Source organism: Qipengyuania sphaerica, from assembly GCF_019711595.1.
Taxonomy (GTDB): domain Bacteria; phylum Pseudomonadota; class Alphaproteobacteria; order Sphingomonadales; family Sphingomonadaceae; genus Qipengyuania; species Qipengyuania sphaerica.
The window spans coordinates 132,352-155,944 of sequence record NZ_JAIGNR010000003.1 but is presented as its reverse complement, the minus strand read 5'-3'; the positions used below and the strand labels follow the sequence as shown (position 1 = coordinate 155,944).

The 23,593-nt window shown below is 63.6% G+C and carries 23 protein-coding genes and 2 tRNA genes; 19 read left to right on the top strand and 6 right to left on the bottom strand.

The genetic code is table 11. From position 1 onward, the window contains the following. Nucleotides 1-15 precede the first annotated feature (15 nt). Nucleotides 16-159, bottom strand: coding sequence for a hypothetical protein (locus K3178_RS10560; protein WP_221571396.1), 144 nt, complete (start codon nucleotides 157-159; stop codon nucleotides 16-18). A 115-nt stretch (nucleotides 160-274) separates the two neighbouring features. Here K3178_RS10560 and K3178_RS10555 point away from each other — a divergent pair. The 4 genes from K3178_RS10555 to K3178_RS10540 all read left to right on the top strand — a co-directional run bounded on the left by K3178_RS10555 (nucleotide 275) and on the right by K3178_RS10540 (nucleotide 3,723). Then, a tRNA-Thr gene (locus K3178_RS10555) sits at nucleotides 275-349 on the top strand. 185 nt (nucleotides 350-534) lie between these two features. Further along, complete coding sequence (locus K3178_RS10550) at nucleotides 535-1,704, top strand: acyl-CoA dehydrogenase family protein (RefSeq protein ID WP_221571395.1); 1,170 nt, start codon at nucleotides 535-537, stop codon at nucleotides 1,702-1,704. A gap of 31 nt (nucleotides 1,705-1,735) precedes the next feature. Beyond that, nucleotides 1,736-2,203, top strand: coding sequence for a PH domain-containing protein (locus K3178_RS10545; RefSeq protein ID WP_221571394.1), 468 nt, complete (start codon nucleotides 1,736-1,738; stop codon nucleotides 2,201-2,203). Next, complete coding sequence (locus K3178_RS10540) at nucleotides 2,200-3,723, top strand: PH domain-containing protein (protein ID WP_221571393.1); 1,524 nt, start codon at nucleotides 2,200-2,202, stop codon at nucleotides 3,721-3,723. The genes K3178_RS10545 and K3178_RS10540 overlap by 4 nt, the downstream gene beginning before the upstream one ends. Here K3178_RS10540 and K3178_RS10535 read toward each other — a convergent pair. Then, complete coding sequence (locus K3178_RS10535; protein WP_221571392.1) at nucleotides 3,720-4,016, bottom strand: GNAT family N-acetyltransferase; 297 nt, start codon at nucleotides 4,014-4,016, stop codon at nucleotides 3,720-3,722. The two genes, K3178_RS10540 and K3178_RS10535, sit on opposite strands and share 4 nt — an antisense overlap. A 54-nt stretch (nucleotides 4,017-4,070) precedes the next feature. Between K3178_RS10535 and K3178_RS10530 the strand changes: the two genes are divergently transcribed. Further along, nucleotides 4,071-5,066, top strand: coding sequence for a threonine aldolase family protein (locus tag K3178_RS10530; protein ID WP_221571391.1), 996 nt, complete (start codon nucleotides 4,071-4,073; stop codon nucleotides 5,064-5,066). Beyond that, nucleotides 5,063-6,007 (top strand): DMT family transporter, encoded by a 945-nt coding sequence (locus tag K3178_RS10525; protein WP_221571390.1) that lies wholly within the window; start codon nucleotides 5,063-5,065, stop codon nucleotides 6,005-6,007. Before K3178_RS10530 ends, K3178_RS10525 begins: the two co-directional genes overlap by 4 nt. Here K3178_RS10525 and K3178_RS10520 read toward each other — a convergent pair. After that, on the bottom strand, nucleotides 5,991-6,782 hold the full coding sequence (locus K3178_RS10520) for a Rossmann-fold NAD(P)-binding domain-containing protein (protein ID WP_221571389.1): 792 nt from the start codon (nucleotides 6,780-6,782) through the stop codon (nucleotides 5,991-5,993). The genes K3178_RS10525 and K3178_RS10520 overlap by 17 nt on opposite strands. Nucleotides 6,783-6,824: 42 nt before the next feature. Between K3178_RS10520 and pepN the strand changes: the two genes are divergently transcribed. The 9 genes from pepN (at nucleotide 6,825) to K3178_RS10475 (ending at nucleotide 16,448) form a co-directional block, all read left to right on the top strand. Beyond that, entirely contained in the window at nucleotides 6,825-9,476 is a 2,652-nt protein-coding gene (pepN, locus tag K3178_RS10515; protein ID WP_221571388.1) for an aminopeptidase N, read from the top strand. Next, on the top strand, nucleotides 9,469-10,158 hold the full coding sequence (gene pgeF, locus K3178_RS10510) for a peptidoglycan editing factor PgeF (protein ID WP_221571387.1): 690 nt from the start codon (nucleotides 9,469-9,471) through the stop codon (nucleotides 10,156-10,158). Before pepN ends, pgeF begins: the two co-directional genes overlap by 8 nt. 195 nt (nucleotides 10,159-10,353) lie before the next feature. Beyond that, nucleotides 10,354-10,926 (top strand): ubiquinol-cytochrome c reductase iron-sulfur subunit, encoded by a 573-nt coding sequence (gene petA / locus K3178_RS10505; protein WP_221571386.1) that lies wholly within the window; start codon nucleotides 10,354-10,356, stop codon nucleotides 10,924-10,926. 23 nt (nucleotides 10,927-10,949) lie between these two features. Beyond that, a complete protein-coding gene (locus K3178_RS10500) occupies nucleotides 10,950-12,245 on the top strand; it encodes a cytochrome b (protein WP_221571385.1) in 1,296 nt (431 codons plus the stop codon). An 18-nt stretch (nucleotides 12,246-12,263) separates the two neighbouring features. After that, on the top strand, nucleotides 12,264-13,112 hold the full coding sequence (locus tag K3178_RS10495; protein ID WP_221571384.1) for a cytochrome c1: 849 nt from the start codon (nucleotides 12,264-12,266) through the stop codon (nucleotides 13,110-13,112). Between the two features lie 79 nt (nucleotides 13,113-13,191). Next, entirely contained in the window at nucleotides 13,192-13,728 is a 537-nt protein-coding gene (locus tag K3178_RS10490; protein ID WP_221571646.1) for an adenine phosphoribosyltransferase, read from the top strand. Nucleotides 13,729-13,817: 89 nt separating this feature from the next. Beyond that, nucleotides 13,818-15,668, top strand: coding sequence for a cation:proton antiporter (locus K3178_RS10485; RefSeq protein WP_221571383.1), 1,851 nt, complete (start codon nucleotides 13,818-13,820; stop codon nucleotides 15,666-15,668). Continuing rightward, nucleotides 15,665-16,303 (top strand): OmpA family protein, encoded by a 639-nt coding sequence (locus K3178_RS10480; protein ID WP_221571382.1) that lies wholly within the window; start codon nucleotides 15,665-15,667, stop codon nucleotides 16,301-16,303. Before K3178_RS10485 ends, K3178_RS10480 begins: the two co-directional genes overlap by 4 nt. Before the next feature lie 71 nt (nucleotides 16,304-16,374). After that, nucleotides 16,375-16,448 (top strand) — tRNA-Gly (locus tag K3178_RS10475). 274 nt (nucleotides 16,449-16,722) lie between these two features. On the opposite strand, the gene panC is transcribed toward K3178_RS10475, so the two are convergent. Further along, nucleotides 16,723-17,574, bottom strand: coding sequence for a pantoate--beta-alanine ligase (panC, locus tag K3178_RS10470; RefSeq protein ID WP_221571381.1), 852 nt, complete (start codon nucleotides 17,572-17,574; stop codon nucleotides 16,723-16,725). Between the two features lie 73 nt (nucleotides 17,575-17,647). On the opposite strand from panC, the gene K3178_RS10465 reads away from it, so the two are divergent. From K3178_RS10465 to pgmG, 3 genes are read left to right on the top strand one after another with little or no spacing between them, the layout of a single operon-like run. Then, nucleotides 17,648-18,484 carry a division plane positioning ATPase MipZ gene (locus tag K3178_RS10465; protein WP_221571380.1) on the top strand — a complete coding sequence of 279 codons (837 nt, stop codon included), beginning with the start codon at nucleotides 17,648-17,650 and terminating at the stop codon, nucleotides 18,482-18,484. Beyond that, nucleotides 18,481-18,777 (top strand): J domain-containing protein, encoded by a 297-nt coding sequence (locus tag K3178_RS10460; protein ID WP_221571379.1) that lies wholly within the window; start codon nucleotides 18,481-18,483, stop codon nucleotides 18,775-18,777. The genes K3178_RS10465 and K3178_RS10460 overlap by 4 nt, the downstream gene beginning before the upstream one ends. Nucleotides 18,778-18,779: 2 nt before the next feature. Further along, nucleotides 18,780-20,183, top strand: coding sequence for a phosphoglucomutase/phosphomannomutase PgmG (gene pgmG, locus K3178_RS10455; protein WP_221571378.1), 1,404 nt, complete (start codon nucleotides 18,780-18,782; stop codon nucleotides 20,181-20,183). A 9-nt stretch (nucleotides 20,184-20,192) separates the two neighbouring features. Here pgmG and K3178_RS10450 read toward each other — a convergent pair whose 3' ends face one another. After that, nucleotides 20,193-20,429 (bottom strand): hypothetical protein, encoded by a 237-nt coding sequence (locus K3178_RS10450; RefSeq protein WP_221571377.1) that lies wholly within the window; start codon nucleotides 20,427-20,429, stop codon nucleotides 20,193-20,195. Nucleotides 20,430-20,630: 201 nt separating this feature from the next. Here K3178_RS10450 and K3178_RS10445 point away from each other — a divergent pair, with 201 nt between their 5' ends. Further along, nucleotides 20,631-23,093: a ligase-associated DNA damage response DEXH box helicase gene (locus K3178_RS10445; RefSeq protein ID WP_221571376.1), complete on the top strand. Its 2,463-nt coding sequence runs from the start codon at nucleotides 20,631-20,633 to the stop codon at nucleotides 23,091-23,093. A 6-nt stretch (nucleotides 23,094-23,099) separates the two neighbouring features. On the opposite strand, the gene K3178_RS10440 is transcribed toward K3178_RS10445, so the two are convergent. Then, complete coding sequence (locus K3178_RS10440; RefSeq protein WP_247713724.1) at nucleotides 23,100-23,537, bottom strand: ExbD/TolR family protein; 438 nt, start codon at nucleotides 23,535-23,537, stop codon at nucleotides 23,100-23,102. Between the last annotated feature and the right edge of the window lie 56 nt (nucleotides 23,538-23,593).

Here is a 23,593-nt window from a genome sequence, read left to right as displayed (position 1 = left end):
TAGGAGCACTGCGCGTTAGCGGCCTGTTTGCGGCTTGGAAACCCCGTCGTCGCCCGATTCGCGCATTTCGCGGCTCTGGGACTTGCGACGGCGCAGGTTCTCGCGAAGTTTCGCGGCGAGGCGTTCCTCGCGGGTCATTTTTTCGTCTGCGCTGTTCATGACGCAATCCTTTTGCGAAAATGCTGCCGGAGAGCAAGCGAAGGTTGACTTATCCGCCGCGTCTGCCAATAGCGCGCGCCTCCACCCCATCGGCGTTTTCCGACGGGCGGCATGTGCTGCTGTAGCTCAGTGGTAGAGCGCACCCTTGGTAAGGGTGAGGCCGGGAGTTCAATCCTCCCCAGCAGCACCATTTTCTTCGAAAATGAATCCTGGTTTTTCGCGCCGACCTCCGTCGGCGCGTCCTCGGCGCTGTTTCGACGCTGGCGCGTCGAGCGCCTGCGGGCGGACGGTCGCCCTTGCCGGGCCTCCGCCGGCCCGGTTTTGGGTTGCACCAGGCCACCCGTCACGGCACTCGTTCTCTCAAGGGAGAGAACGATGGATTTCCGCCTTACCGACCAACAGCGCGAGCTTCAGGACGCGGCGCGCACATTTGCGCGCAAGGAATTGCCTGACTTGGCGCGCGAGATGGAGGAGAAGGACTTCTCCGTGCCCGCCGACATGGTGCGGCGATATGGTGAGATGGGGTTCCTCGGGGTGAACCTTCCCGAGGAATATGGCGGGCTGGGGCTCGGCCATCTCGAGGCGCTGCTGGTGCTCGAACAGTTTGCGATGATCTCCAATGCCGTTGCCTTCCCGATCTTCGAGGCGCTGGTCGGGCCTGCACGCACGATCGAGCGATTCGGTTCGGCCGCATTGAAATCGCGGATCATCCCTCAGGTCGTGAGCGGCGAGGCGACCGTGGCAGTCTCGATGTCCGAGCCCGATGCGGGGACGGCACTTACCGATCTTTCCACCCGAGCCCGCGAGGAGGGCGACCATTTCATCCTCGACGGGAACAAGCGCTGGACCTCGGGCGCAGGGCACGCGCGGTACTATGTCGTATACACGCGTCTGACCGATGCGCCGGGGGCGAAGGGGCTTGGCGCGCTACTGGTCGACAAGGAGATGGAGGGCGTCTCCTTCGGCCAGCGCGAACAGCTGATGGGTTTCCGCGGAATCGAGACGCGCGACATTACGTTCGAGGGCGTGAAGGTGCCGCGCGAGAACCTGATCGTTCCCGCTGGCGGCTTCGGCAAGCTGATGAGCGCCTTCGGGCTGGAGCGCTGCGGTAACGCGACCCAGTCGCTCGGCCTTGCTGCCGCCGCGCTCGAACAGGCGACCGACTATGTCCAGGAGCGCACGGCCTTCGGCAAGCCGATCGTCGATTTCCAGGCGGTGCAGATGCGACTTGCTGAAATGGCGATGCAGGTCGAGGCGGCGCGGCTGCTTATCTACCGCGCCGCCGCCAATGCCGAGCACAATGCGGACGGCCTGCCGAGTGTTTATGAAAGCTCGACCGCCAAGTGCTTTGCCAACGAGATCGTTCGCTCGGTAACCGCCAACGGGATGCAGGTGATGGGCGGCTACGGCTATCACAAGGAATACGGCATGGAGCAGCGCGTACGCGACGGCTTTGCCTGGGGCATCGCGGGCGGGACCACCGATGTGCAGAAGACCAATATCGCAGCTGCCATCGTCGGGCGGCGGTTCGATCAAAGGCGTTGACGCGCACGCCGTATTGCATAGGTAAGGCAGTATGGACGAAAGCGACACCCTTACCCAGCTCGACCCGCGCTACAAAACAATGATGCGGGTGAGCGCTGGCGTCGTTGCCGCCGTGCTGCTGGTCGCCGCGACGATTGCCGAAATCGCCATCCCAGGCTGGACCGGTGTGGTGTGGCTGCCGGTTCTGCTGGTGGTCGCCTATCTCGTCATATACCTGCCGATGCGGCGTTATGCGACGCGCGGCTATTCGCTCGCCGAAGAGCGCCTGCGCGTGGTGCGCGGTGTGCTGTTCCATTCGGACACGGTCGTGCCGTTCGGGCGCGTGCAGCATATCGATGTCGACCAGGGCCCGCTCGAGCGCGCCTATGGCCTTGCGACGCTGACGGTTCACACGGCCGGCTCGCACAATGCTTCCGTCTCGCTCCCCGGCCTTGCGCACGAGGATGCACTAGCCATGCGCGAAGGCATCCGCGCGGCCATCCGGCGCGACACGCAATGAGCGATTTGCAGCCGCAGGGACGGCGGACCGATCCCAAGGGCTTCATCGTGCGCGCGGTGATGATGCTCGCGCAGCTCGTGATCCCGCTTGGCATCGCATCGGTGACGATTTTCGACGATGGCGACATGGGCAAGCTGATCTGGGCAGCGCCCTTCATTGCCGCGCTGATCATCTTCAACGTCGTGATCGCCTACCTGCAGTGGACCAAACTTACCTACACGGTGGGGGCGGCCGATATCCGCGTGGAAAGCGGCGTATTGTCGCGCGCAGCCCGTTCCGTACCTTACGAGCGCATCCAGGACGTGAGCCTCGAGCAGAAGCTCATGCCGCGCCTGTTCGGGCTGGTCGAGGTCAAGTTCGAGACCGGCGCGGGTGGTAAGGACGACCTCTCGCTGACCTATCTCTCCGAAGCCGAGGGCGAGCGGTTGCGCGAACTGGTGCGCAACCGGCGCGAAGGTGTCTCGGAGGTGGCAGCCGAGGGAGAGATCGTTCCTCCCGAAGAGGCCGATGTCCTTTTTGCGATGGGACCGCGGCGCGTCTTCACCTTCGGCCTGTTCGAATTTTCGCTCGCCGTCGTCGCAGTTATCGGCGGCCTTGCCCAGCAGTTCGAATTCCTGCTTCCATTCGAGCTTTGGGACCTCGACGAATGGGAGCAGCGTCTTGCAGGTCCGGGACAATGGCTCGCAGGTCTTGGTCCGCTCGCGCAATTCGCGGGCCTCGTCATTGCGGTGGCGGGCCTCACGGTTCTCGGTGTCGCTACCGGCCTTGTACGCACCGCATTGCGCGAATGGGACTTCCGGCTCGAACGCACCGCCAAGGGCCTGCGTCGTCGCCGCGGGCTGCTGACGCGTACCGACCTCGTCATGCCGCTGCACCGGGTACAGGCCCTCCGGCTCAACACCGGTTTCCTGCGCCGTCACTTCGGCTGGCATTCGCTCAAGATCATCAGCCTTGCGAGCGACAGCGGCGGGGCGAACCATGATGCGGTGCCGTTTGGCCAGATGGATGAGATCGAGCCCGTAATCGGCGTGACCGGTTTCGAGTTGCCGCCCATCGATGCGAAGTGGGCGCGCGCAACGAAGCGATATCGGGTGGACAAGGCAGTGCTCGCCTCGCTTGTCCTTCTGCCCGTTACGATATTGGTCGCGATTGTCGGAAGTCCGTGGTTGTGGCTCGCGCCTTTCTTCGGCCTGCTATACACCCTTGCCGAGCAGTTCTGGCGTTGGCGACACGACTATCGCGCGCTGGGCGAGCGCCAGCTCTATTCGCGCCACGGCTGGTTCTCACCGAGCCTCGCGATTGCCTCGCGGGTGAAGCTGCAGTCGGTTGAAATCGCTCAGGGCCCCATCGCGCGCTACCGGGGATATGCAAGCCTGCATTTGGGTCTCGCGGGCGGGAAGCTCAGGGTTCATGGCATGCCGCTCGCAGAGGCGCGTCGCTGGCGCGATGCCATACTCGACAGCATTGCGGGCACGGATTTTTCCGAACTGCTGGAAATGAAGTGTGCGGTTGCTGCCTAGGCGCGCAGGTCGCCCAGATCCTTGTGGCGACGGAAATAAGTGTCGACATAGGAGCAGTCGGGCGAGATCTTGAAGCCCTGCTTTCGCGCATCGCTGACGAGTGCCTTCACCAGTTGTTCGGCAATCCCCTTGCCGCGATGTTCGGGGGGGACGAAGGTATGTTCTGCATGGCGGACGCCGGCGCGATCGGTCCAGCTTAATTTGGCCGCGCTGTCGCTATCATCCAATTTTGCAATATAGTCGCCGTGAGTGACGCGATCGCGTCGTTCTATTTCAAGTTCTGCGGTGCCCATGTTCTTTTCTTTCCTTGCTGTTATTCCAACGCGCAGGTGGCTAGAGGCGTTCCGATGCAGTTCCTTTCCGACAATGCCGCCAGCGTCCATCCCGAGGTGTGGGACGCCATGCGCGCTGCCGACGAAGCCGATGCGCCCTATGACGGCGACAGCTTAAGCGCGTCACTCGACGAGAAGATGACCGCGCTGTTCGGACGCGAATCTGCGGTACTGTGGGTGGCAACGGGGACGGCGGCCAATTGCCTCGCGCTCGCCACCATGGTTCCGCCGCATGGAGGGGTGGTCTGCCACGAGGAAGCGCATATCGAGATGGACGAATGCGGCGCGCCGGGTTTCTACCTGCACGGGGCGAAACTGCTGCTGGGAAAGGGCGAGGGGGCAAAGCTAGATCCGGATGGCATCCGCGAGGTCGTCGATCCGATCCGCGACGATGTACACCAGGTCCAGCCCTTCGCGATCTCGATCACCCAGGCGAGTGAATACGGGAGAGCGTACCGGCCCGAGGAACTGGCAGCTATTCGCGCTCTGGCCGATGAGCGCGGGCTGGGCCTGCATATGGACGGTGCGCGGTTCGGCAATGCCGCGGCGTTCCTCGACCTCCCGGCGAGTGATGTGGCGGGGCCGGTCGACGCGCTGAGTTTCGGCTTCGTCAAGAACGGCGCGATGAGCGCAGAGGCGATCGTCTTCTTCGACGAGGCGCTGGCCGACGTCGCGCGCTATCGCCGCAAGCGGGCTGGTCATTTGCAGAGCAAGGGGCGCTATCTCGCCGCCCAGATCCACGCCATGCTCGACGGCGATCTCTGGCTCGCGAATGCGCGCGCGGCCAATGCTGCCGCAGCCGAGATCGCTGGCGCTTGCGGCGAGCGGCTGATGCACCCGGTCGAGGCCAACGAGCTTTTCGTGCGATGCACGGCAGCCGAGCGCGAGACGCTGCGCTCCCGGGGTTTCGGGTTCTACGACTGGGGCAGCGATGCAGCGCGCTTCGTCACGGCATGGAACACGCGAGAGAAAGATGCGCGCGCTCTGGCGAAGGCCGTGGCTGACCTATGACCGCGCAATCCGGCGGTGAAAGCCTGCTTGCACCCAAAAACCTTGCCGCTTTCCTGCTGGTGAGCGTGATCTGGGGTGGAACCTGGCTGGTCATCCGCGACCAGATCTCTACCGTTCCGGCAAGCTGGTCGATCACCTGGCGATTCATCGTAGCAGCGCTCGGCATGTTCGCGCTGGCGAGATTTCGCGGCGAGCCACTGGGGCTGCCGCGCGAGGGCTGGCGCTGGGCACTAGCGCTCGGCCTGTTCCAGTTCTGCCTCAATTTCAGCTTCGTCTACAATGCGGAGAAGTTCATCACTTCCGGCCTCGTCGCAGTGATGTTCGCCCTGCTGGTGGTGCCCAATGCGATACTTGGCAAGGTCGTGCTCGGGCAGAGGATCACCGGGGCATTCGTAATCGGGTCGAGCATTGCGGCGGTCGGCGTGGCGATGCTTTTCGCGCAGGAATACCGCGCTTCGCCCGCCACTCTCGCCGAAGTGCTGACCGGAGCCGGATTGACCGTCGGCGGCATCCTCGCTGCAAGCGCCGCCAATATCGTGCAGGCGATGGAGGGAGCGAAACGCCAGCCGCTGCTGACCCTGCTCGCATGGTCCATGGTGACCGGCGTCCTGCTCAACGCCGTGTTCGCTTTTGCCACCCAAGGGCCGCCGCAGTTCGATACACGGCCCGGCTATTCGCTCGGTATCCTCTATCTCGGCCTGGCGGGATCGGTGATCACCTTCCCGCTTTATTACGGGCTGGTGCGCAAGGTCGGGGCCGGGCAGGCCGCTTACAGTTCGGTCATCGTCCCCATCGTGGCGATGGTCCTTTCGACGCTGTTCGAAGGTTTCGTCTGGGGGCCGCTCCCGGCAGCGGGAGCGGCAATCACGCTGATCGGCATGGTCGTCGCCATGCGCGGGCGGGCGGCCCCTCCGCCAAGGCGCTCTACGCCCGAGCCCTGATCGCGGCGAGCCCTTCGCGATAGGTCGGATAGCGCGGCTCCCAGCCAAGCACGCGCTTGGCCTTGCCATTCGCCACGCGCCTGTTCTCGGCATAGAAACCGCGCGCCATGGGCGACAGGTCGGCCTCTTCGAGCGTTTGCAGTGGCGGCGGGTCGATTCCCAGCAAGCGAGCAGCCTCTTCGACGACGGCATTCTGGCTTGTCGGCAGGTCGTCGGCGAGATTGTAGGCCCCCTCCGGAGCGTGGCTCTCGATGGCCGCGACCAGTCCGCCCACGATATCGTCGACATGCATGCGGCTGAAGACCTGACCGGGCAGGTCGATCCGATGCGCCTTGCCCGCTTCCAGCCGCTCGAAGATACTCCGGCCCGGCCCGTAGATGCCGGGTAGGCGGAAGACCCTTGCTCCCAACCGCAGCCACAGGGCATCGGCCTCGCTGCGCGCCGTACGCCGTCCTTCGCCGGTGGCTGAACTCTCGTCGACCCATGCCCCGCCCGCATCGCCATAGACGCCGGTCGACGACAGATAGCCGTACCACGCCTCGCCCATGACCTCGCGGAACGTGCTCAGGACCGGATCGAGCCCGCTCTCGCGGTCGGGCGGGACCGAGGACAGCACATGGCTCGCCACACCAAGCGCGCGGGCCACTGCATCGCGGTCGGAAAAATCTACATTCCCCGCGCTTCCGGTCGCATCGACCTGCCAGCCGCGCGCACGCATCTCTTGCGCAAAACGTCCTGCCGTGTAGCCGAGACCGAAGATGAACAAACGGGACATCGGGGCGTTCTAGCGCCGAGCACCGAAAAAGACAGGACAGACATGGATATCGCCCGCACGCCCGCCACTCCCGATGGCAATATCGAAATGGCCGACGCCGCCTTCGAGCCCAAGGCCCCGCCCGAAATCCGGCGCGAGGACTATACGCCCTTTCCGTGGCTCGTGCCGGCGACGCATCTCACCTTCGAGCTGGGGCTGGAGAAAACGCGGGTCACGGCAAGGCTAGAGGTGGAACGCAATCCCGCCGCTGAAGTCTCGCCCACCATCCGCCTCAATGGCGACGCGATCGAACTGGTCTCGCTGAAGTGCGACGATGGCGAATGTGCCGGGCACATGATCGATGGCGACGATCTCGTAGTCACTCTCGAGGGCGACAAGCACACGATCGAGATCGTCACCGAGATCGACCCCAGCGCCAATTCGCAGCTGATGGGTCTCTATGCCTCCTCGGGCATGCTCTGCACCCAGTGCGAGGCCGAGGGCTTCCGCCGCATCACCTTCTTCCCTGACCGGCCCGACGTGCTGTCCACCTACACCGTGCGGATGAGCGGCCCGAAGGACCAGTTCCCGATCCTGCTGTGCAACGGCAATCGCGTCGAGACCGGCGAGGATGGCGACACGCACTGGGCCGAATGGCACGATCCCTGGCCCAAGCCGTCCTATCTCTTCGCGCTGGTGGCTGGCGATCTCGTCGCCCGGACCGACAGCTTCACCACCATGAACGGGCGCGAGGTCGAGCTGAACGTCTACGTGCGCGAGGGCGACCTCGATCGCACCGAGCATGCCATGGAAAGCCTCAAGCGCTCCATGAAATGGGACGAGGAGGTGTTCGGGCGCGAGTACGATCTCGACCTGTTCAACATCGTCGCCGTCTCCGATTTCAACATGGGCGCGATGGAGAACAAGGGCCTCAACGTCTTCAACACCAAATACGTCCTCGCCGACCCCGAAACCGCCACCGACGGCGATTACGACGGTATCGAGGGCGTGATCGGCCACGAATATTTCCATAACTGGTCGGGCAATCGCATCACCTGCCGCGACTGGTTCCAGCTTTCGCTCAAGGAAGGCTTCACCGTGCTGCGCGACCAGCTGTTCAGCCAGGACATGGGCAGCGCACCGGTCAAGCGGATCGAGGACGTGCGCGTCCTGCGCGGGGCGCAATTCCCCGAGGATTCGGGGCCGCTCGCGCACCCCATCCGCCCCGACAGCTATCGCGAAATCAGCAATTTCTACACCGCGACGGTCTACAACAAGGGCGCCGAAGTCATCCGGATGATGCGCACGATGGCAGGGGAAGAGGCCTTCCGCAAAGGCACCGACACCTATTTCGACCGCCACGACGGCGAGGCGGCGACCTGCGAGGATTTCGTCAAGTCGATCGAGGACGGCGCCGGGCTCGACCTGACCCAGTTCCGCCGCTGGTACTCGCAGGCGGGCACGCCCAGGGTGCGGGTCGATCTCTCGCACGAAGGCGACGAAGCCGTGCTCAAGCTTTCGCAGACCGTGCCTGACACGCCGGGCCAGACCGACAAGCAGCCCATGCCGATCCCGCTCAAGATCGCCCTGTTCGATCGCGAGAGTGGCAAGCATTCGGGCGAGGAACTGGTCGTGCTCGACAAGGAAAGCGACACATTCCGCTTCGGCAGTTTCGCTTCCAAGCCTGTCCTCTCGATCAACCGCGGCTTCTCTGCGCCGGTTACGATCCAGCGCGATATACCCGGCGAAGATCTGGTCTTCCTCGCCGCCAGGGACGACGATTCCTTCGCCCGCTACGAGGCGATGCAGGATCTGATGGTCGGCCACCTCGTCTCGGCCAGCACCGGCGTGCTGTCCGATGCGGACCGCGAGACTGGTCGCAGGGACATCGTGCGGGCGCTGAAAGCGGTCATTGAGGACGAGGCGATCGACGACCTCATGCGCGGCGAACTGCTCTCCATGCCAAGCCAGACCTATATCGCCGAACAGATCGAGGCGGCCGATCCGGGCCGCATCTTCGACGAGCGCGAGGCGCTGAAAGGTTTCATCGCAAGCGAACTCAAAGAGGAACTCCACCGCCTCTACGACCGCTCCGAAAAGCTGCCCTATTCGCAAAGCGCCGAGGCCAAGGGTGCGCGCAAGCTGAAGACGCTAATTCTTACCTATGCCGCGGCAAGCGATCCGGCCAAGGCCTCCGAACTCGCCGGCCACCAGTATGACAGGGCCGACAATATGACCGACCGGCAGGGCGCACTCATGGTCCTGACCGGCATCGACAGCATCGAGCGGACCAATGCGCTGATCGACTTCTACAATCGCTACGAGGGCAATGCGCTGGTGATCGACAAATGGTTTGCGCTGCAGGCCATGTCGCTCCACCCGCAGGTTATCGAACATGTGAAGGCGCTGGCCGACCATCAGGACTTCACCATGAAGAACCCCAACCGCGTGCGGTCGCTCTACATGGCTTTTGCCGGCAATCCGCACGGCTTCCACGCGGCGAGCGGCGAAGGTTACAGGATGATCGCGGACCTGATTCTCGCGCTCGATCCGATTAATGCGCAGACCGCGGCGCGCTTCGTGCCCTCGCTGGGAAAATGGCGCAAGATGGAGCCGGGTCGCAGCGCGATGATGCGCGCCGAGCTGGAGCGGATTTCGAAAGCCCCCAAGCTTTCGCGCGATACTTTCGAGCAGGTAACCCGCTCGCTTGGCTGAGTGGACCGGCCTCATTGCTTCGGACCTGATCGGAGTGCCGCACGGCTTCCTGACCGGCCCGCAGAGCGACCGCGCGGAGCTGCACCGTATCGGCGGCGATTTGCCGACGGTTTTGGTGAAGCAGGTCCATTCGCCGCGGGCAATCTATGTCGATGCCCCTTTCGAGGCTGAGGCGCGGCCCGAAGCCGACGCGCTGGTGACCGACAAGGCGGGCCTCCGCCTCGCCATCGTCACGGCCGATTGCGCCCCGGTGCTCCTCGCCGACGAAGATGCGGGAGTCGTCGCTGCCGCCCATGCGGGCTGGCGCGGTGCGCATGGCGGCGTGATCGAGGCGACACTGGCCGAGATGACCAGGCTCGGCGCGAAGCCCGAGCGTATCGTCGCCGCCATCGGCCCGGCGATCGCGCAGGATAGCTACGAGGTGGATGCGGGCTTCCGCGACCAGTTCACCGGAGAAGACGAGCGCTTCTTCCGGCCCGGTCGCGAGGGTCACTACCAGTTCGATCTCGACAGCTATGTCGCATGGCGACTGGCAATGGCAGGGGTGGGAATGACCGACTCGCTGGGCATCGACACCTACGCAAATTCGGCAGACTTCCATTCCTATCGCCGTGCAACCCATCTCGGCGAGCCGACCGAGGGCCGCCAGATCAGCGCGATTGCACTTCCCGCGTCCGAATAAAGCGACACATTCCCGCCAAAATGGCGGTTGGCAATGTGACACGGAGAGGCTAGAGGCGCGTCCAAACCGGATTTACCGGGGGCATCTGCGCACGCATTTTCGGCGCTCGCTACCGGCCTCTTCCGGACATGGATCGCAACATTTCACTCCGCACCATCCGGTGCGGAAAGCTAAGGCAGGCAAGGCAAGGCGCTGATGGCAGACACGACTGCAACCGCTACTCCCGACACGGCGACGACGAGCGATGATGGCATCCGTCGCCGCGACTTCCTCGACATTGCAGCCGTAAGCGCCGCCGGTATCGGCGGGCTCGCGGTGGTCTATCCGCTGGTGTCGCAGATGGCTCCGTCGAAGGACGTGCTCGCCGCGAGTTCGACCGAGGTCGATGTCTCGGCGATCGAGCCGGGCCAGGCGATCAAGGCGGTGTTCCGCAAGCAGCCGCTGTTCGTGAAGCGCCTGACGGCTGAAGAAATCGCCGCCGCGCAGCGCGACGATACCGCCAGCCTGCGCGACCCGCAGACCCTCGCCGAACGCACCAAGGAAGGTCACGGCGACATCCTCGTCACCATGGGCGTGTGTACCCACCTCGGCTGTGTGCCGCTGGGCGCTGCCGAAGGCGAGGTGAAGGGCGAGTTCGGCGGCTATTTCTGCCCTTGCCACGGTTCGCATTACGACACTGCCGGCCGCATCCGCAAAGGCCCGGCCCCGACCAACCTCGAAGTGCCGGAATACGAGTTCACCTCGGACACCGTCATCCAGGTCGGCTGAGTTAGAAGACGAGAGACAGACACATGAGCTTTCCCTGGGCACGCCAGTACGAACCTTCCAACGGTTTCACGAAGTTCCTCGACGAGCGGCTCCCGCTTCCGCGCCTCGTCTATAATGCGATCGGTGCAGGTTACCCGGTTCCGCGCAACCTGAGCTACTTCTGGAATTTCGGCGTTCTCGCCGGCTTCTTCCTGGTGGTCCAGATCGTCACCGGCGTGGTGCTCGCGATGCATTATGCAGCGAACGCGCAGGTTGCCTTCGCCACGACCGAACACATCATGCGCGACGTCAACTGGGGCTGGCTGATGCGCTATGCCCACGCCAACGGCGCGAGCTTCTTCTTCATCGTCGTCTACCTGCACATCTTCCGCGGCCTGTTCTATTCCAGCTACAAGGCCCCGCGCGAGATGATCTGGCTGCTCGGCGTCGTGATCTTCCTACTCATGATGGCCACCGCCTTCATGGGATACGTCCTTCCCTGGGGCCAGATGAGCTTCTGGGGTGCCAAGGTCATCACCGGCCTGTTCGGCGCGATCCCGCTCGTGGGCGAGCCGATCCAGGTCTGGCTGCTCGGCGGCTTTGCTCCCGACAATGCCGCGCTCAACCGCTTCTTCAGCCTCCACTTCCTGCTGCCGTTCGTGATCGCGGGCGTGGTGATCCTGCACATCTGGGCGCTGCACATTCCGGGTTCTTCGAACCCGACGGGCGTCGAAGTGAAGACCGAAAGCGATACCGTGCCCTTCCACCCGTACTACACGGCGAAGGACGGCTTCGGCCTTGGCATCGCGCTGCTGCTCTATTTCGCGATGGTCTTCTTCCTGCCCAACGCGCTCGGCCATCCGGACAATTATATCGAGGCGAACCCGCTCTCGACGCCGGCGCACATCGTGCCCGAATGGTATTTCTGGCCGTTCTACGCGATCCTGCGCGCCTTCACGGTGGACTTCTTCTTCGTGCCCGCAAAGCTGATGGGCGTGATCGCGATGTTCGCCTCGATCCTGCTGTGGTTCTTCCTCCCCTGGCTCGACAAGTCGCCGGTTCGCAGCGGCCATTACCGCCCGATGTTCCGCAAGTTCTTCTGGTTCGGCCTGATCCCGGCGATGATCGTCCTGTTCATCTGCGGCGGTGCACCGGCCGAAGAGCCCTTCGTGATGCTCAGCCAGATCGCCACGGCCTATTACTTCCTCCACTTCCTGGTGATCCTGCCGATCATCTCCTCGGTGGAAAAACCCGAACCGCTGCCCTATTCGATCACCGAAGCCGTCCTCGGCTCGGACAAGAAGGTCGTCAAAGGCGAAAATACGTCGCCGGCCGTCTAAGCGAGTAACGAGAGACCCATGACCAAGCTTCTCAGCGTCCGCCTTGTCGCTATCCTCGTCGGCCTCGGCTTTGCCGTCGCAGTCCTGTGGGCCTTCGTGGTCGGCGCGTATAACGCCGCCACCGAAGAGGCTGCCGGGCACGTTCCCTATGAAAAGCCGATGGACCTTGCCTGGTCCTTCGACGGGCCTTTCGGCAAGTGGGATCATGCGCAGCTCCAGCGCGGCCTCAAGGTCTATGACGAAGTCTGCTCGGCCTGCCACAGCCTCAAGTTCGTCGCTTTCCGCGATCTCGAGCAGATCGGTTACGACGAAGGCCAGGTGAAAGCCTATGCCGCGTCCAAGCAGGTCCCGGGCATCGATCCGGTGACCGGCGAAGCGACGACGCGTCCGGGCCTGCCGACCGACTATTTCCCTTCGCCCTATCCGAACAATGTCGCGGCGGCGTCGGCGAACAACAACGCCATCCCGCCCGATCTTTCGCTCATGACCAAGGCGCGCGGTGACGGCACGAATTACGTGGCCTCGCTGTTGATGGGCTATGCACCGCCAAGCGAGGAATTGCTGGCTGAGCACCCCGAAGCCGCGCCCGGACCGGGCCTGCACCACAACCCTTATTTCCCTAATCTCAACCTCGCCATGGCTGCGCCGCTGACCACTGCCGGGCAGGTTACCTATGACGATGGCACCGAAGCCACGGTCGAGCAGATGTCCAAGGACGTTGCGGCCTTCCTGACCTGGACTGCCGAACCGACGATGGTGAAGCGCAAGCAGACTGGCTGGCCGGTGCTGATCTTCCTGCTCTTCGCGACTGTACTTGCCTACATGTCGAAAAAGCAGATCTGGGCAGCGGTGAAGCCGAAGAAATAAGGCCCGCCGCCACAAGCGACTTGAAACGCCCCTCCATCCACGCGATGCGAGGGGCGTTTTCGTTTCTGGGAGAATTCCGATCGCGCCCGAAGAACTGAAGTCGCTGGTCCGCACCATTCCGGATTTCCCGATCGAGGGCATCCAGTTCCGCGATATCACCACGCTCATCGCCCACGGCAATGGCTTTGCCGCCACGGTCGAATGGCTCGCCGATAGGGTGCGTGAGAGTGGCGCCACCGCGATCGCAGGCATGGAAGCACGCGGCTTCATCTTCGGCGCGGCGGTGGCTGCGAAGATGGCGTTGCCGTTCCTGCCGGTTCGCAAGCCCGGCAAGCTGCCCTGCGAAACGATCGGGATCGATTACGCACTTGAATACGGCAGCGACAGGCTGGAAATGGATCCTGCCTCGGTTGCCGTCGGGCAGCGGGTGGCAATGGTGGACGATCTGCTCGCGACCGGGGGAACGGCCTGCGCCACGGCGCAACTCCTGCGCGAAGCGGGCGCTGTCGTCGAACACGCATTCTTCGTCATCGACCTGCCCGATCTTGGCGGCACGACAAAGCTCGCCGACTGCGGCGTGATTGCCGCCTCGCTCATGGAATTCGAGGGCGACTGAGAAAAACCCTGCCATCCTTGGATAAATCGGGTGGCTAGGGCATTGAAGAGGCAGGCGCCCCTCTGCGGGCGCGCAATTTTGCGAGGGGCATGGAACAGACACTCGTCATAGCGCTGGTCGGCATTCTCGGCATAGGGGCGCAGTGGATTGCCTGGCGCACGGGGTGGCCGGCCATCGTCCTCATGCTCGCCGCGGGCTTTCTCGCCGGCCCGGTGCTCGGCGTGTTTGATCCCGAACATGCTTTCGGTGAATTGCTCGAGCCCATCGTGGCGGTCGGGGTCGCCCTGATCCTGTTCGAAGGTGGACTGAGCCTGGACTTCCGTGAATTGAGGCATACCGGCGGCGCGGTCGCGCGGCTTGCCACCATCGGCGTAGTGCTTGGCTGGCTGTTCGGCGCGCTGGCCGGCATCTATATCGCCGGCCTCGCTCCCGAAGTCGCGATCCTTTTCGGCGGTATCCTGGTGGTCACCGGGCCTACGGTTGTCATCCCGCTCTTGCGGCAAAGTTCGGTCAAATCGCGTCCGGCTTCGATCCTCAAATGGGAAGCGATCGTCAACGATCCCACCGGAGCGCTGTGCGCGGTGATCGCCTATGAATACTTCCGCAAGGTTGCCGAAAGCCCCGGCGCTTCGCTGTTCGAAGTCGTCCCGCCGCTGATTATCGCAGCCATCCTTGCCGGCCTGATCGGTTATGTCGCTGCCCTCGCGATCGCCTGGTCTTTCCCGCGCGGCGCAGTGCCCGAATATCTAAAGGTCCCCGTGCTGCTCACCGCAGTGATCGGGGTGTTCGTGATCTCGAACCTGATCGAACACGAGGCGGGCCTTGTCGCCGTCACCGTCATGGGTGTTGCCCTGGCGAACATGAACGTCACCTCGCTGCGGTCGATCCACCCGTTCAAGGAGAACGTGGCGGTCCTCCTCGTCTCGGGCATCTTCATCCTGCTCTCGGCCTCGCTGGAGCTGGAGGATATCCGCTATATCAATTGGCAGATCGGCCTCTTCTTGCTCGCCCTGTTGTTCCTCGTGAGGCCGGCAACCATCCTGCTCAGCCTGCTCGGCAGCAGTATTCCGTGGAACGAGCGTCTCTTCCTCGCCTGGATCGCCCCGCGCGGTATCGTGCTGGTGGCCATCTCGGGCCTATTCGCGCTGCGCCTGTCCGACCTCGGCTTTACCGACGGGAACCTGCTCATCGGACTCAGCTTCGCAGTGGTCGTGGTCACCATCGTTGCGCATGGGTTCACCGTCGATTTCGTCGCCAAGCTGCTCAAGGTGAAAGGCGTCACGCGCCCCGGCATGTTGATCGTCGGCAGCACGCCTTGGACGGTCGCGCTGGCCGAACAGATGCGCGAACTGAAGGCGCCCGTCATGATCGTCGATGCCAGCTGGCAGAGGCTGGGCCTCGCCCGCCAGAAAGGGATCGAATTCTACCACGGGGAGATCCTGAACGAGGCGACCGAGCACAATCTCGAACTGACGCCCTACCAGAACCTCGTCGCCGCGACCGAGAACGAGGCCTACAATGCGCTGGTCTGCAACGAGTTTGCGCATGAAATCGGCCGCGACCGCGTGTTCCAGCTTGGCGAAAGCGCCGATGGCGACGATCGCCACGCCCTGCCCGAAAGCCTGCGCGGCCGCGCGCTGTTCGAAAGCGGCTTCGGAGTGGAAGATGTTTCCGAGCGCCAGCGGCAGGGCTGGGTCTTCCGCAAGACCCGCCTGTCGGAAGAATTCGACTTCGACAAGATGCAGGAAAAGCTGCCCAATGCAGCCAACATGCTCCTGCTGGTACGCGACAACGGCACGATCCGTTTCTTTACCCATGCGGCAAAGCCCGAGCCGCGCGCAGGTGACGTGATCCTCAGCTTCTCGCCGCCGCAGCGCAAGACAGCGGAAGAGATGGCAGCGAAGAAGGCGGGCAAGAGACAGGGGGCGCAGGAAGCATGAGGCAGATGCAGAAACTGGGTATCGTGATAGCAACGGGGCTTCTCGTAGCTGGCTGCAAGGTAAACGAGGGCGATCCGCAGCCCGAACCGACGGCGACCGATGGCCCGCGCTCCATCTTTCAAGAGGAACCGCAGGAAAACACGGCCCTTCCGCCGGCGACCCTGCCACCCCTTGAAATGACCCTGTCCTTTGCCGATGGCACACCGGAGATGACCGAGGCAGTCCGCGCGGAACTGGCGACGATCGTCGATTCCCCGCAGGTCGAGGCAGGCGGACCCATCATCTTGCGCGGCCATTCCGATTCCGCCGGCAGCGACGAGGAAAACCTCGAAGCTTCGCGCGAGCGGGCCCAGGCGGTGCGCGATTTCCTGGTCGAGGCGGGCATTCCGGAAGCGAGAATTCGGGTGATTGCGTTCGGCGAACAGAACCCTGTCGAGCCCAATGCGCTGCCCGATGGATCGCCCAACGAGGAAGGCCGCGCAGCCAACCGCCGGGTCGACCTGACGGTGCAGACGGGCGAGAGCGGCAAGCGCGAGCAAACGCTGATCGAAACCCTGAGCAGTCCTGCGGCAAGAGCTACTCCGGCGGCTTCCGCAACTACCTCACCCAAGCCCAGGAAAACTCCCGCGCAATAGCGGTTGACGAATCCCCACCGGCGGTGGCATCTGCGCCTCCGCTCGAACGACCTCGCAAGGGTCGTCGCAATGCGGGTATAGCATAGTGGTAATGCTCCAGCCTTCCAAGCTGGCTAGAGGGGTTCGATTCCCCTTACCCGCTCCAAAACCCTGAAATCGCTGATCTTTGCTGCTGCATGGATGGCTTACGCCACAAACCAAAATGGCCGGACGCGAGCGGGGAGGTGCGCGCATCCGGCCAAGGCAACCCGAAGGGTCATGCTCGATGGCCCAAACGGATCTTGGTTTTATATCAGGACCGGTTGATATGCCAGTCACCCGATACGGGGACACAAATGCAACGCGGTTGCATTTGAGCAGCAACACATTGATTTCCGGGACATTCGTTCCGGAAACCGAGTTTACGTATACGTATACGTTCAGGACACTGCCATATTGTCGATGAGCCGCGTTCCGCCAATGCGCGCTGCCACGAACAGGCGGGAATTGCCATTGTCTCGGGCCAATGGGGCGAGACTGTCGGCATCGCGTATCTCGGCGTAGTCGACACTCTGGAATCCCGAAACGCGAAGCGCCTCGCGAAGATTGCCTAGCGGGCGATCCGCTTCCCCTCCCTCGGCAAGGACTGCAATCGCATCGCGCATTGCCTTGGGCAGGGCCGCCGCCTGTTCGCGCTGCCGGGCGGAAAGATAGGCATTGCGGCTGCTCATCGCGAGGCCGTCCTCCTCGCGCACGATCGGCACACCGCGGATCGCATCGACATGTGGGCGCATCAGGTCGAGGTCGCGCGCCATCCGGCGGATCACGGCGAGCTGCTGCCAGTCCTTTTCGCCGAAAAAGGCCATGTCGGGCATCACCTGGTTGAAAAGCTTGCAGACTACCGTCGCAACGCCATCGAAATGGCCCGGCCTGTCGCCGCCGCACAGCCCTGCGCTCACGCCGGCGACCGAAATGTTCGTTGCGTAACCCTCGGGATAGACCTCGTCTGGCGTGGGAGCCCAGAGCAGCTCCACGCCTTCCGCTTCGAGCAATTCGCTGTCGCGCTGCAGCTGCCGGGGATAGGCGTCGAGATCCTCCCCTTCGCCGAACTGGCGGGGGTTCACGAAGATCGAAGCGACCACATGGTCAGCCGCCTCGCGCGCCTCGCGAACCAGCGTCAGATGCCCCTCGTGCAGGGCGCCCATCGTCGGCACCAGCGCAACGCTGCCGCCGTCCTGTCGCAGCTCGGCAAGCGATTTCCTCAACAATTCAAGCGTGCGGGCGGTTTGCAAGCGGGAATCCCCTCGGATATGGTTCGGGCGCGCCTCCCTAAGCACTTGCTGACGGGCAGCACAACGACAGAGAATGCCGGACACGAGCTTGGACAACAGGGCCCCACACTGGATTACCTTCGCCAATGAAAAGGGCGGGACGGGCAAATCGACCACGGCGGTGCACGTCGCGATCGCGCTCGCCTACAAGGGTGCCCGGGTGGTGGGCTTCGATCTCGACCATCGCCAGCGCACCCTGGCGCGCTATATCGAGAACCGCGCGGAAACCTCGCACAAGCGGCTGATCAACCTGCCGACCATCGATTGCTACACCGTACCGCTGATCCCCGAGGAAGAGTTCGGCGAGATGGTGCAGAAATATGCCAGCGATGCCGACTTCATCGTGATCGACACGCCGGGCCGCGACGATCCGCTGGCGCGCTTCGCGGCGATCCATGCCGATACGCTGGTCACACCGATGAACGACAGCTTCGTCGATTTCGACCTGATCGGACAGGTCGAGGGCGAGAGCTTCAAAGTCCGCAAGCTGTCCTTCTATGCCGAATTGATTTGGGAAGCGCGGATCGCGCGCAGCCGCAAGGCAATCGAGGAAAAGCGCCGCGAGATGGACTGGGTGGTCGTGCGCAACCGCACCGGCCACACCGAAGCACGCAACGTCATGCGCATCGAGCAGGCGCTGACCGAAATGTCCAAGCGGGTTGGCTTCCGCGTGGCAAGCGGCCTGTCGGAACGCGTGATCTACCGCGAGCTTTTCCCCTCGGGGCTCACGCTGCTCGACAAGGGTCACCTGGGCGATCTCGGCACCAGTCATCTTGTCGCGCGGCAGGAGCTGCGCCAGCTGATTTCCGCGCTGCGCCTGCCCGAACCTGCCAAGCGTGACGAATTGCCGCTCGAAAGCGTGGAGGCATGATCAAGTTTCTGATGCTCGCGGTGGGGCTGGCGGTCCTGTGTCGCTGGGCGCTGGGCAAGTGGCCCTGGGATTATTTGCGTGCCGCTCCGACCAGGTCGCAGGCGCTCTACCGCGCGCGCACGCTGCTCAATGTTTCTGCAAAAGCGGATCACAAGGAGATACGCGAGGCGCATCGGCGCTTGTCGCACATGGCGCATCCCGATAGGGGCGGCAGCAAGTCGCAGATGCAGGAACTCAATGCTGCGCGCGACCTTCTTTTAGATGAACTCCCTTACGAGACGCCGGAGCCCTAGACGTGACCCATACATTCGATCCCACCGTACTTCGCGAATACGACATACGGGGGATCATCGGGGAGACGCTGGGGGCGGACGATGCGCGCGCCATCGGCCGCACCTTCGGCTCGATGCTAAGCGAGGCGGGCGGCAGCCGCGTAGCCGTGGGTTATGATGGCCGCGTCAGTTCGCCCATGCTCGAACATGCGCTGGTCGAAGGGCTGACTGCGGCCGGCTGCGATGTCGTGCGCGTGGGGCTGGGCGCGACGCCGATGCTATATTACGCCGAGGCAAGCGACGAGGACGTGCACGGCGGCATCCAGATAACCGGCAGCCACAATCCCCCCAATTACAACGGCTTCAAGATGGTATTCCAGGGCCGTCCGTTCTTCGGAGCGGATATCCAGGAGCTGGGCCGCCGTTCGGCCGCCGGGGAATGGACCGACGGGGCGGGCGCAGTCGAGGACCGCGACATCATGGGCGAATATGTCGCCCGCATGCTCGAAGCGCTCGACGGTATCGACACGTCCGCGCTCGAAGGGCTGCGCATCGGCTGGGACGCGGGTAATGGCGCCGCCGGCCCTGCGCTCGAACGCCTCGTTGCCGAACTGCCGGGCGAGCATCATGTCCTCTTCACCGAAGTCGACGGCAATTTTCCCAATCATCATCCCGATCCTACTGTCGAGGAAAACCTTGCAGACTTGCGAAAGCTCGTCTCCGCAAAGTCCCTCGATTTCGGAGTGGCCTTCGATGGCGACGGCGACCGGATCGGTGCGATCGACGGCGAGGGCCGGGTGATCTGGGGCGACCAGCTGCTGATGATCTATGCCGAGGACCTGCTCAAGAGCCGCCCTGGTGCGACGATCATTGCCGACGTGAAGGCCAGCCGCGCGCTCTACGACCATGTCGCGGCCTGCGGGGGCGAGCCGCTGATGTGGAAGACCGGCCACTCGCTGATCAAGTCCAAAATGAAGGAAACAGGTTCGCCGCTCGCGGGCGAGATGAGCGGCCACGTCTTCTTCGCCGACGACTATTACGGTTTCGACGATGCGCTTTATGCCGGCGTGCGCTTGATGGCCGCCGCCGCCCGGCTGGGCAAATCGGTGACCCAGCTGCGCAGCGACATGCCGCAGATGATCAACACCCCCGAAATGCGCTTCCAGGTCGATGAAAGCCGCAAGTTTGCCGCCATCAAGGAAGTCGAGGACCGGCTCTCGGGCACCGATGCCGACGTCAACGGCACCGATGGCGTGCGCGTGAATACACCGGACGGCTGGTGGCTGCTGCGCGCATCGAACACGCAGGACGTGCTGGTCGCGCGTGCTGAAAGCGACAGCGAAGAGGGCCTCGGCCGCCTGATGGCCCAGATCGATGAGCAGCTGGCGCTATCCGGCCTCGAGCGCGGTGAAAGCGTAGGGCATTAGGCCCGGCGCTTAGCTGGGCAATTCCTGATCGCTCAGCATGAAGGTCTCGTTCGGCTGGTGGCCCGTCAGGGGCTTGCTTCCCAGCAAGGCTGTCAGCTCGTCCAGTTCGGCGACACAGACGATGTGCTCGCCCGAGATGAAGTGCATGCACGGACCGTAAACCCCCTCGGTTACGAATGAGATATGGTCGGTGTTGACGATCGCGTTCTTGCTTTCGCCCTGTGTCGCAAGTTCGATGAACGGCATCGATGATCCTCCGTTGAAGCTAGCCCCTTCGACAAAGCTGCGACCCAGACGGACCCGTTCTATTCTTCGTTGATTGCGCCCCCCATACCATACCCGCTCTAAGGGTAGAAGGTAGAGCGGTGCAGCTGCGCTTTCGCACTCCCTTCCTTCCCCCTTGCCGTGGCCCTTGGAACCGGCTCCGACACCGAACGCTAGGGATATGTGAGCGCAGCCGAGCCTATCCCCCCCGAGATAACCGAGTGGTTTACAGGCCGCGGATGGCGCGTCCGGCGGCACCAGACGGAAATGCTCGGCGCGAGCGACGCGGGGCGGCATGCGCTGCTGGTCGCCGATACGGGGGCGGGCAAGACGCTTGCCGGCTTCCTGCCGACGCTGGCGGCATTCGCACCTTCTCGGACCGGGGGTGAACCGCCCGGAGGCCTGCACACTCTCTACGTCTCGCCCTTGAAGGCGCTTGCGCATGACGTGCAGCGGAACCTCCTCACGCCGGTGCAGGAAATGGGCCTGCCGATCACTGTGGAGACGCGCAGCGGCGATACGCCATCCGACCGCAAGAAGCGCCAGCGGACCAAGCCGCCCAATGTCCTGCTGACCACGCCCGAAAGCCTCTCGCTGTTGCTATCCTATCCGGACAGTTTCGAGATGTTCGCCGGGCTCAAGCGGATCGTCATCGACGAGGTCCACGCTTTCGCCACCGGCAAACGCGGCGACCTGCTGGCGCTCGCCCTGACCCGGCTCCAGGCGATTGCGGCCGATATGCAGCGCGCGGCCTTGTCGGCAACGGTGGCGGGGCCGGAAGGCTTTCGCGAATGGCTCGCGCCCTGGGGCGATATCGACAGCGTCGAACTGGTCGAGGGCGAGCAGGGCGCGCCTGCCGAGGTCGAAATCCTGCTCCCCGAGGAAGAGCGCGTGCCCTGGGGCGGTCATGCGGCGACCTGGGCGATCCCGCAGCTCTACGAGGAAATCCGGCGCAACAAGACGACGCTGGTCTTCACCAACACGCGCTTCCTTGCCGAATACATCTTCCAGAACCTGTGGGACGTGAACGAAGAGAACCTGCCCATCGGCATCCACCACGGCTCGCTTTCTAAAGAGGCGCGGCGCAAGGTGGAAGGGGCAATGGCGCGGGGCGAATTGCGCGCGCTGGTAGCGACGGCGAGCCTCGATCTCGGTGTCGACTGGGGGGATATCGACCTCGTGGTGCAGATGGGCGCGCCCAAGGGCTCGTCGCGCCTGCTACAGCGCATAGGGCGGGCCAACCACAGGCTCGACCAGCCCAGCCGCGCGCTGCTCGTGCCCGGAAACCGGTTCGAATTCCTCGAGGCGACCGCAGCCAAGGAAGCGGTCGACGAGGGCAAGCGCGATGGCGAGGATTTCCGCCCCGGCGGGCTCGACGTGCTCGCCCAGCATGTCATGGCCTGCGCCTGTGCTGCGCCATTCCAGGAGGCGGAACTGCTGCGCGAGGTGAAATCCTCACTCGCCTATGCCTGGGTGGACGAAGAGGTATGGGAGCGCGTCCTGACCTTCGTCGCCACCGGCGGATACGCCTTGCAGGCCTATGACAAGTTCAAGCGGATCGTGCGTGATCGTGCGGGCGTCTGGCGGCTGACGCATCCAGAACAGGCGGCGCGGCACCGGATGAACGCGGGCATTATCATCGACAGCGAAATGCTCGAGGTGCGGATCAATTCGGGGCGCGGGCGCGGCGGGCGCAGCCTCGGCAAGGTCGAGGAGAGGTTTGCCGCACAATTGAGTCCGGGCGACACCTTCGCGTTTGCGGGGATGAGCCTCGAGGTGGTCAAATTGCAGGACATGGAGGTGCTGGTGAAGGCCGCCACCTCCAACGCCATGATTCCGAGCTATGGCGGCGCCCGCATGCCGCTGACGACCCATCTAGCGGAGCGGGTGCGGACCATGCTGGTGGACCGCGCGGGCTGGGCGCGCTTTCCCGACGATGTGCGCGAATGGCTCGAAGTGCAGGACTGGCGCAGCCAGATGCCGGGGCCGGGCCAATTGCTGGTCGAAAGCTTCCCGCACGCCAAGCGGCATTACTCGGTCTACTATACTTTCGAAGGCTGGAACGCGAACCAGAGCCTCGGCATGTTGATCACGCGGCGGATGGAGGACCGCGGGTTGATGCCGGGCGGCTTCGTGGCGAACGACTACTCGCTCGCGGTCTGGGGGCTGAAGCCGGTCGAGGATCCCGCCCCCCTGCTATCGCCCGATATCCTGCAGGACGAATTCATCGAATGGGTCCAGAATTCGCACCTGCTGCGCCGTGCTTTCCGCGAAGTGGCGGTGATCGGCGGGCTGGTCGAACGACAGCATCCGGGCAAGCGCAAGACGGGCAAGCAGGTCACCTTTTCGACCGACCTCATTTACGACGTGCTGCGCAAATACGAGCCCGACCATGTGCTGCTCGAAGCCGCCTGGGCCGATGCGCGCACGCGGATGACCGATGTGGGGCGCTTGGGCGATCTGCTCGACCGTTCTGCCGAGCAGCTTGTCCATGTCGAACTCGACCGGGTCAGTCCGCTCGCCGTGCCGGTGATGGTGATGATCGGGCGCGAGGCAACACCGCAAGGTTCGGTCGACGATGAATTGCTGCTCGAGGCCGAAAGCCTCGCCGGTGCAGCGATGCGGGTGGACGATCCGCTGGGCTGAGCGGCTTCAGTCCGCTTTGCCGAATTCGCGGTATTTCTCGTTGCCGACGAAAGCGAAGTTCTCGATGCCCGAATCCTTGATGAGGGCGATCGCGCGCGCCGAGGTCTGGTAGCTGGCAAGCGCATCGGGCTCGAAGCGGACCACGGGTTGATCGGGTTTCGGGATCTCCGCAACCGAAGCGAGCTGGTTGAGCAGGCGCTGGCGATCCATTTCGGCGCCGTTCCAGTAAAGCCTGTCGCTCCGGTCGATATGGACCAAATTGTTTTCGAGAATCGGCTGTTCACCCTGCCCATTGGGCAGCGGGATCAGCAGCGCGTGCGTAGCGATCGGGATAACCATGATGAACATGATCAGCAACGCGAGCAGGACGTCGATGAAGGGTGTGACGTTCATATCGCTCATGGGCTGACCGTGAGTTCCGCCGCGTGTTGCCGTAAACGCCATACCGGTTCTCCTCTCTCGAATAGATGTAATAACATCACAAAGAGATGGGAAAGGCA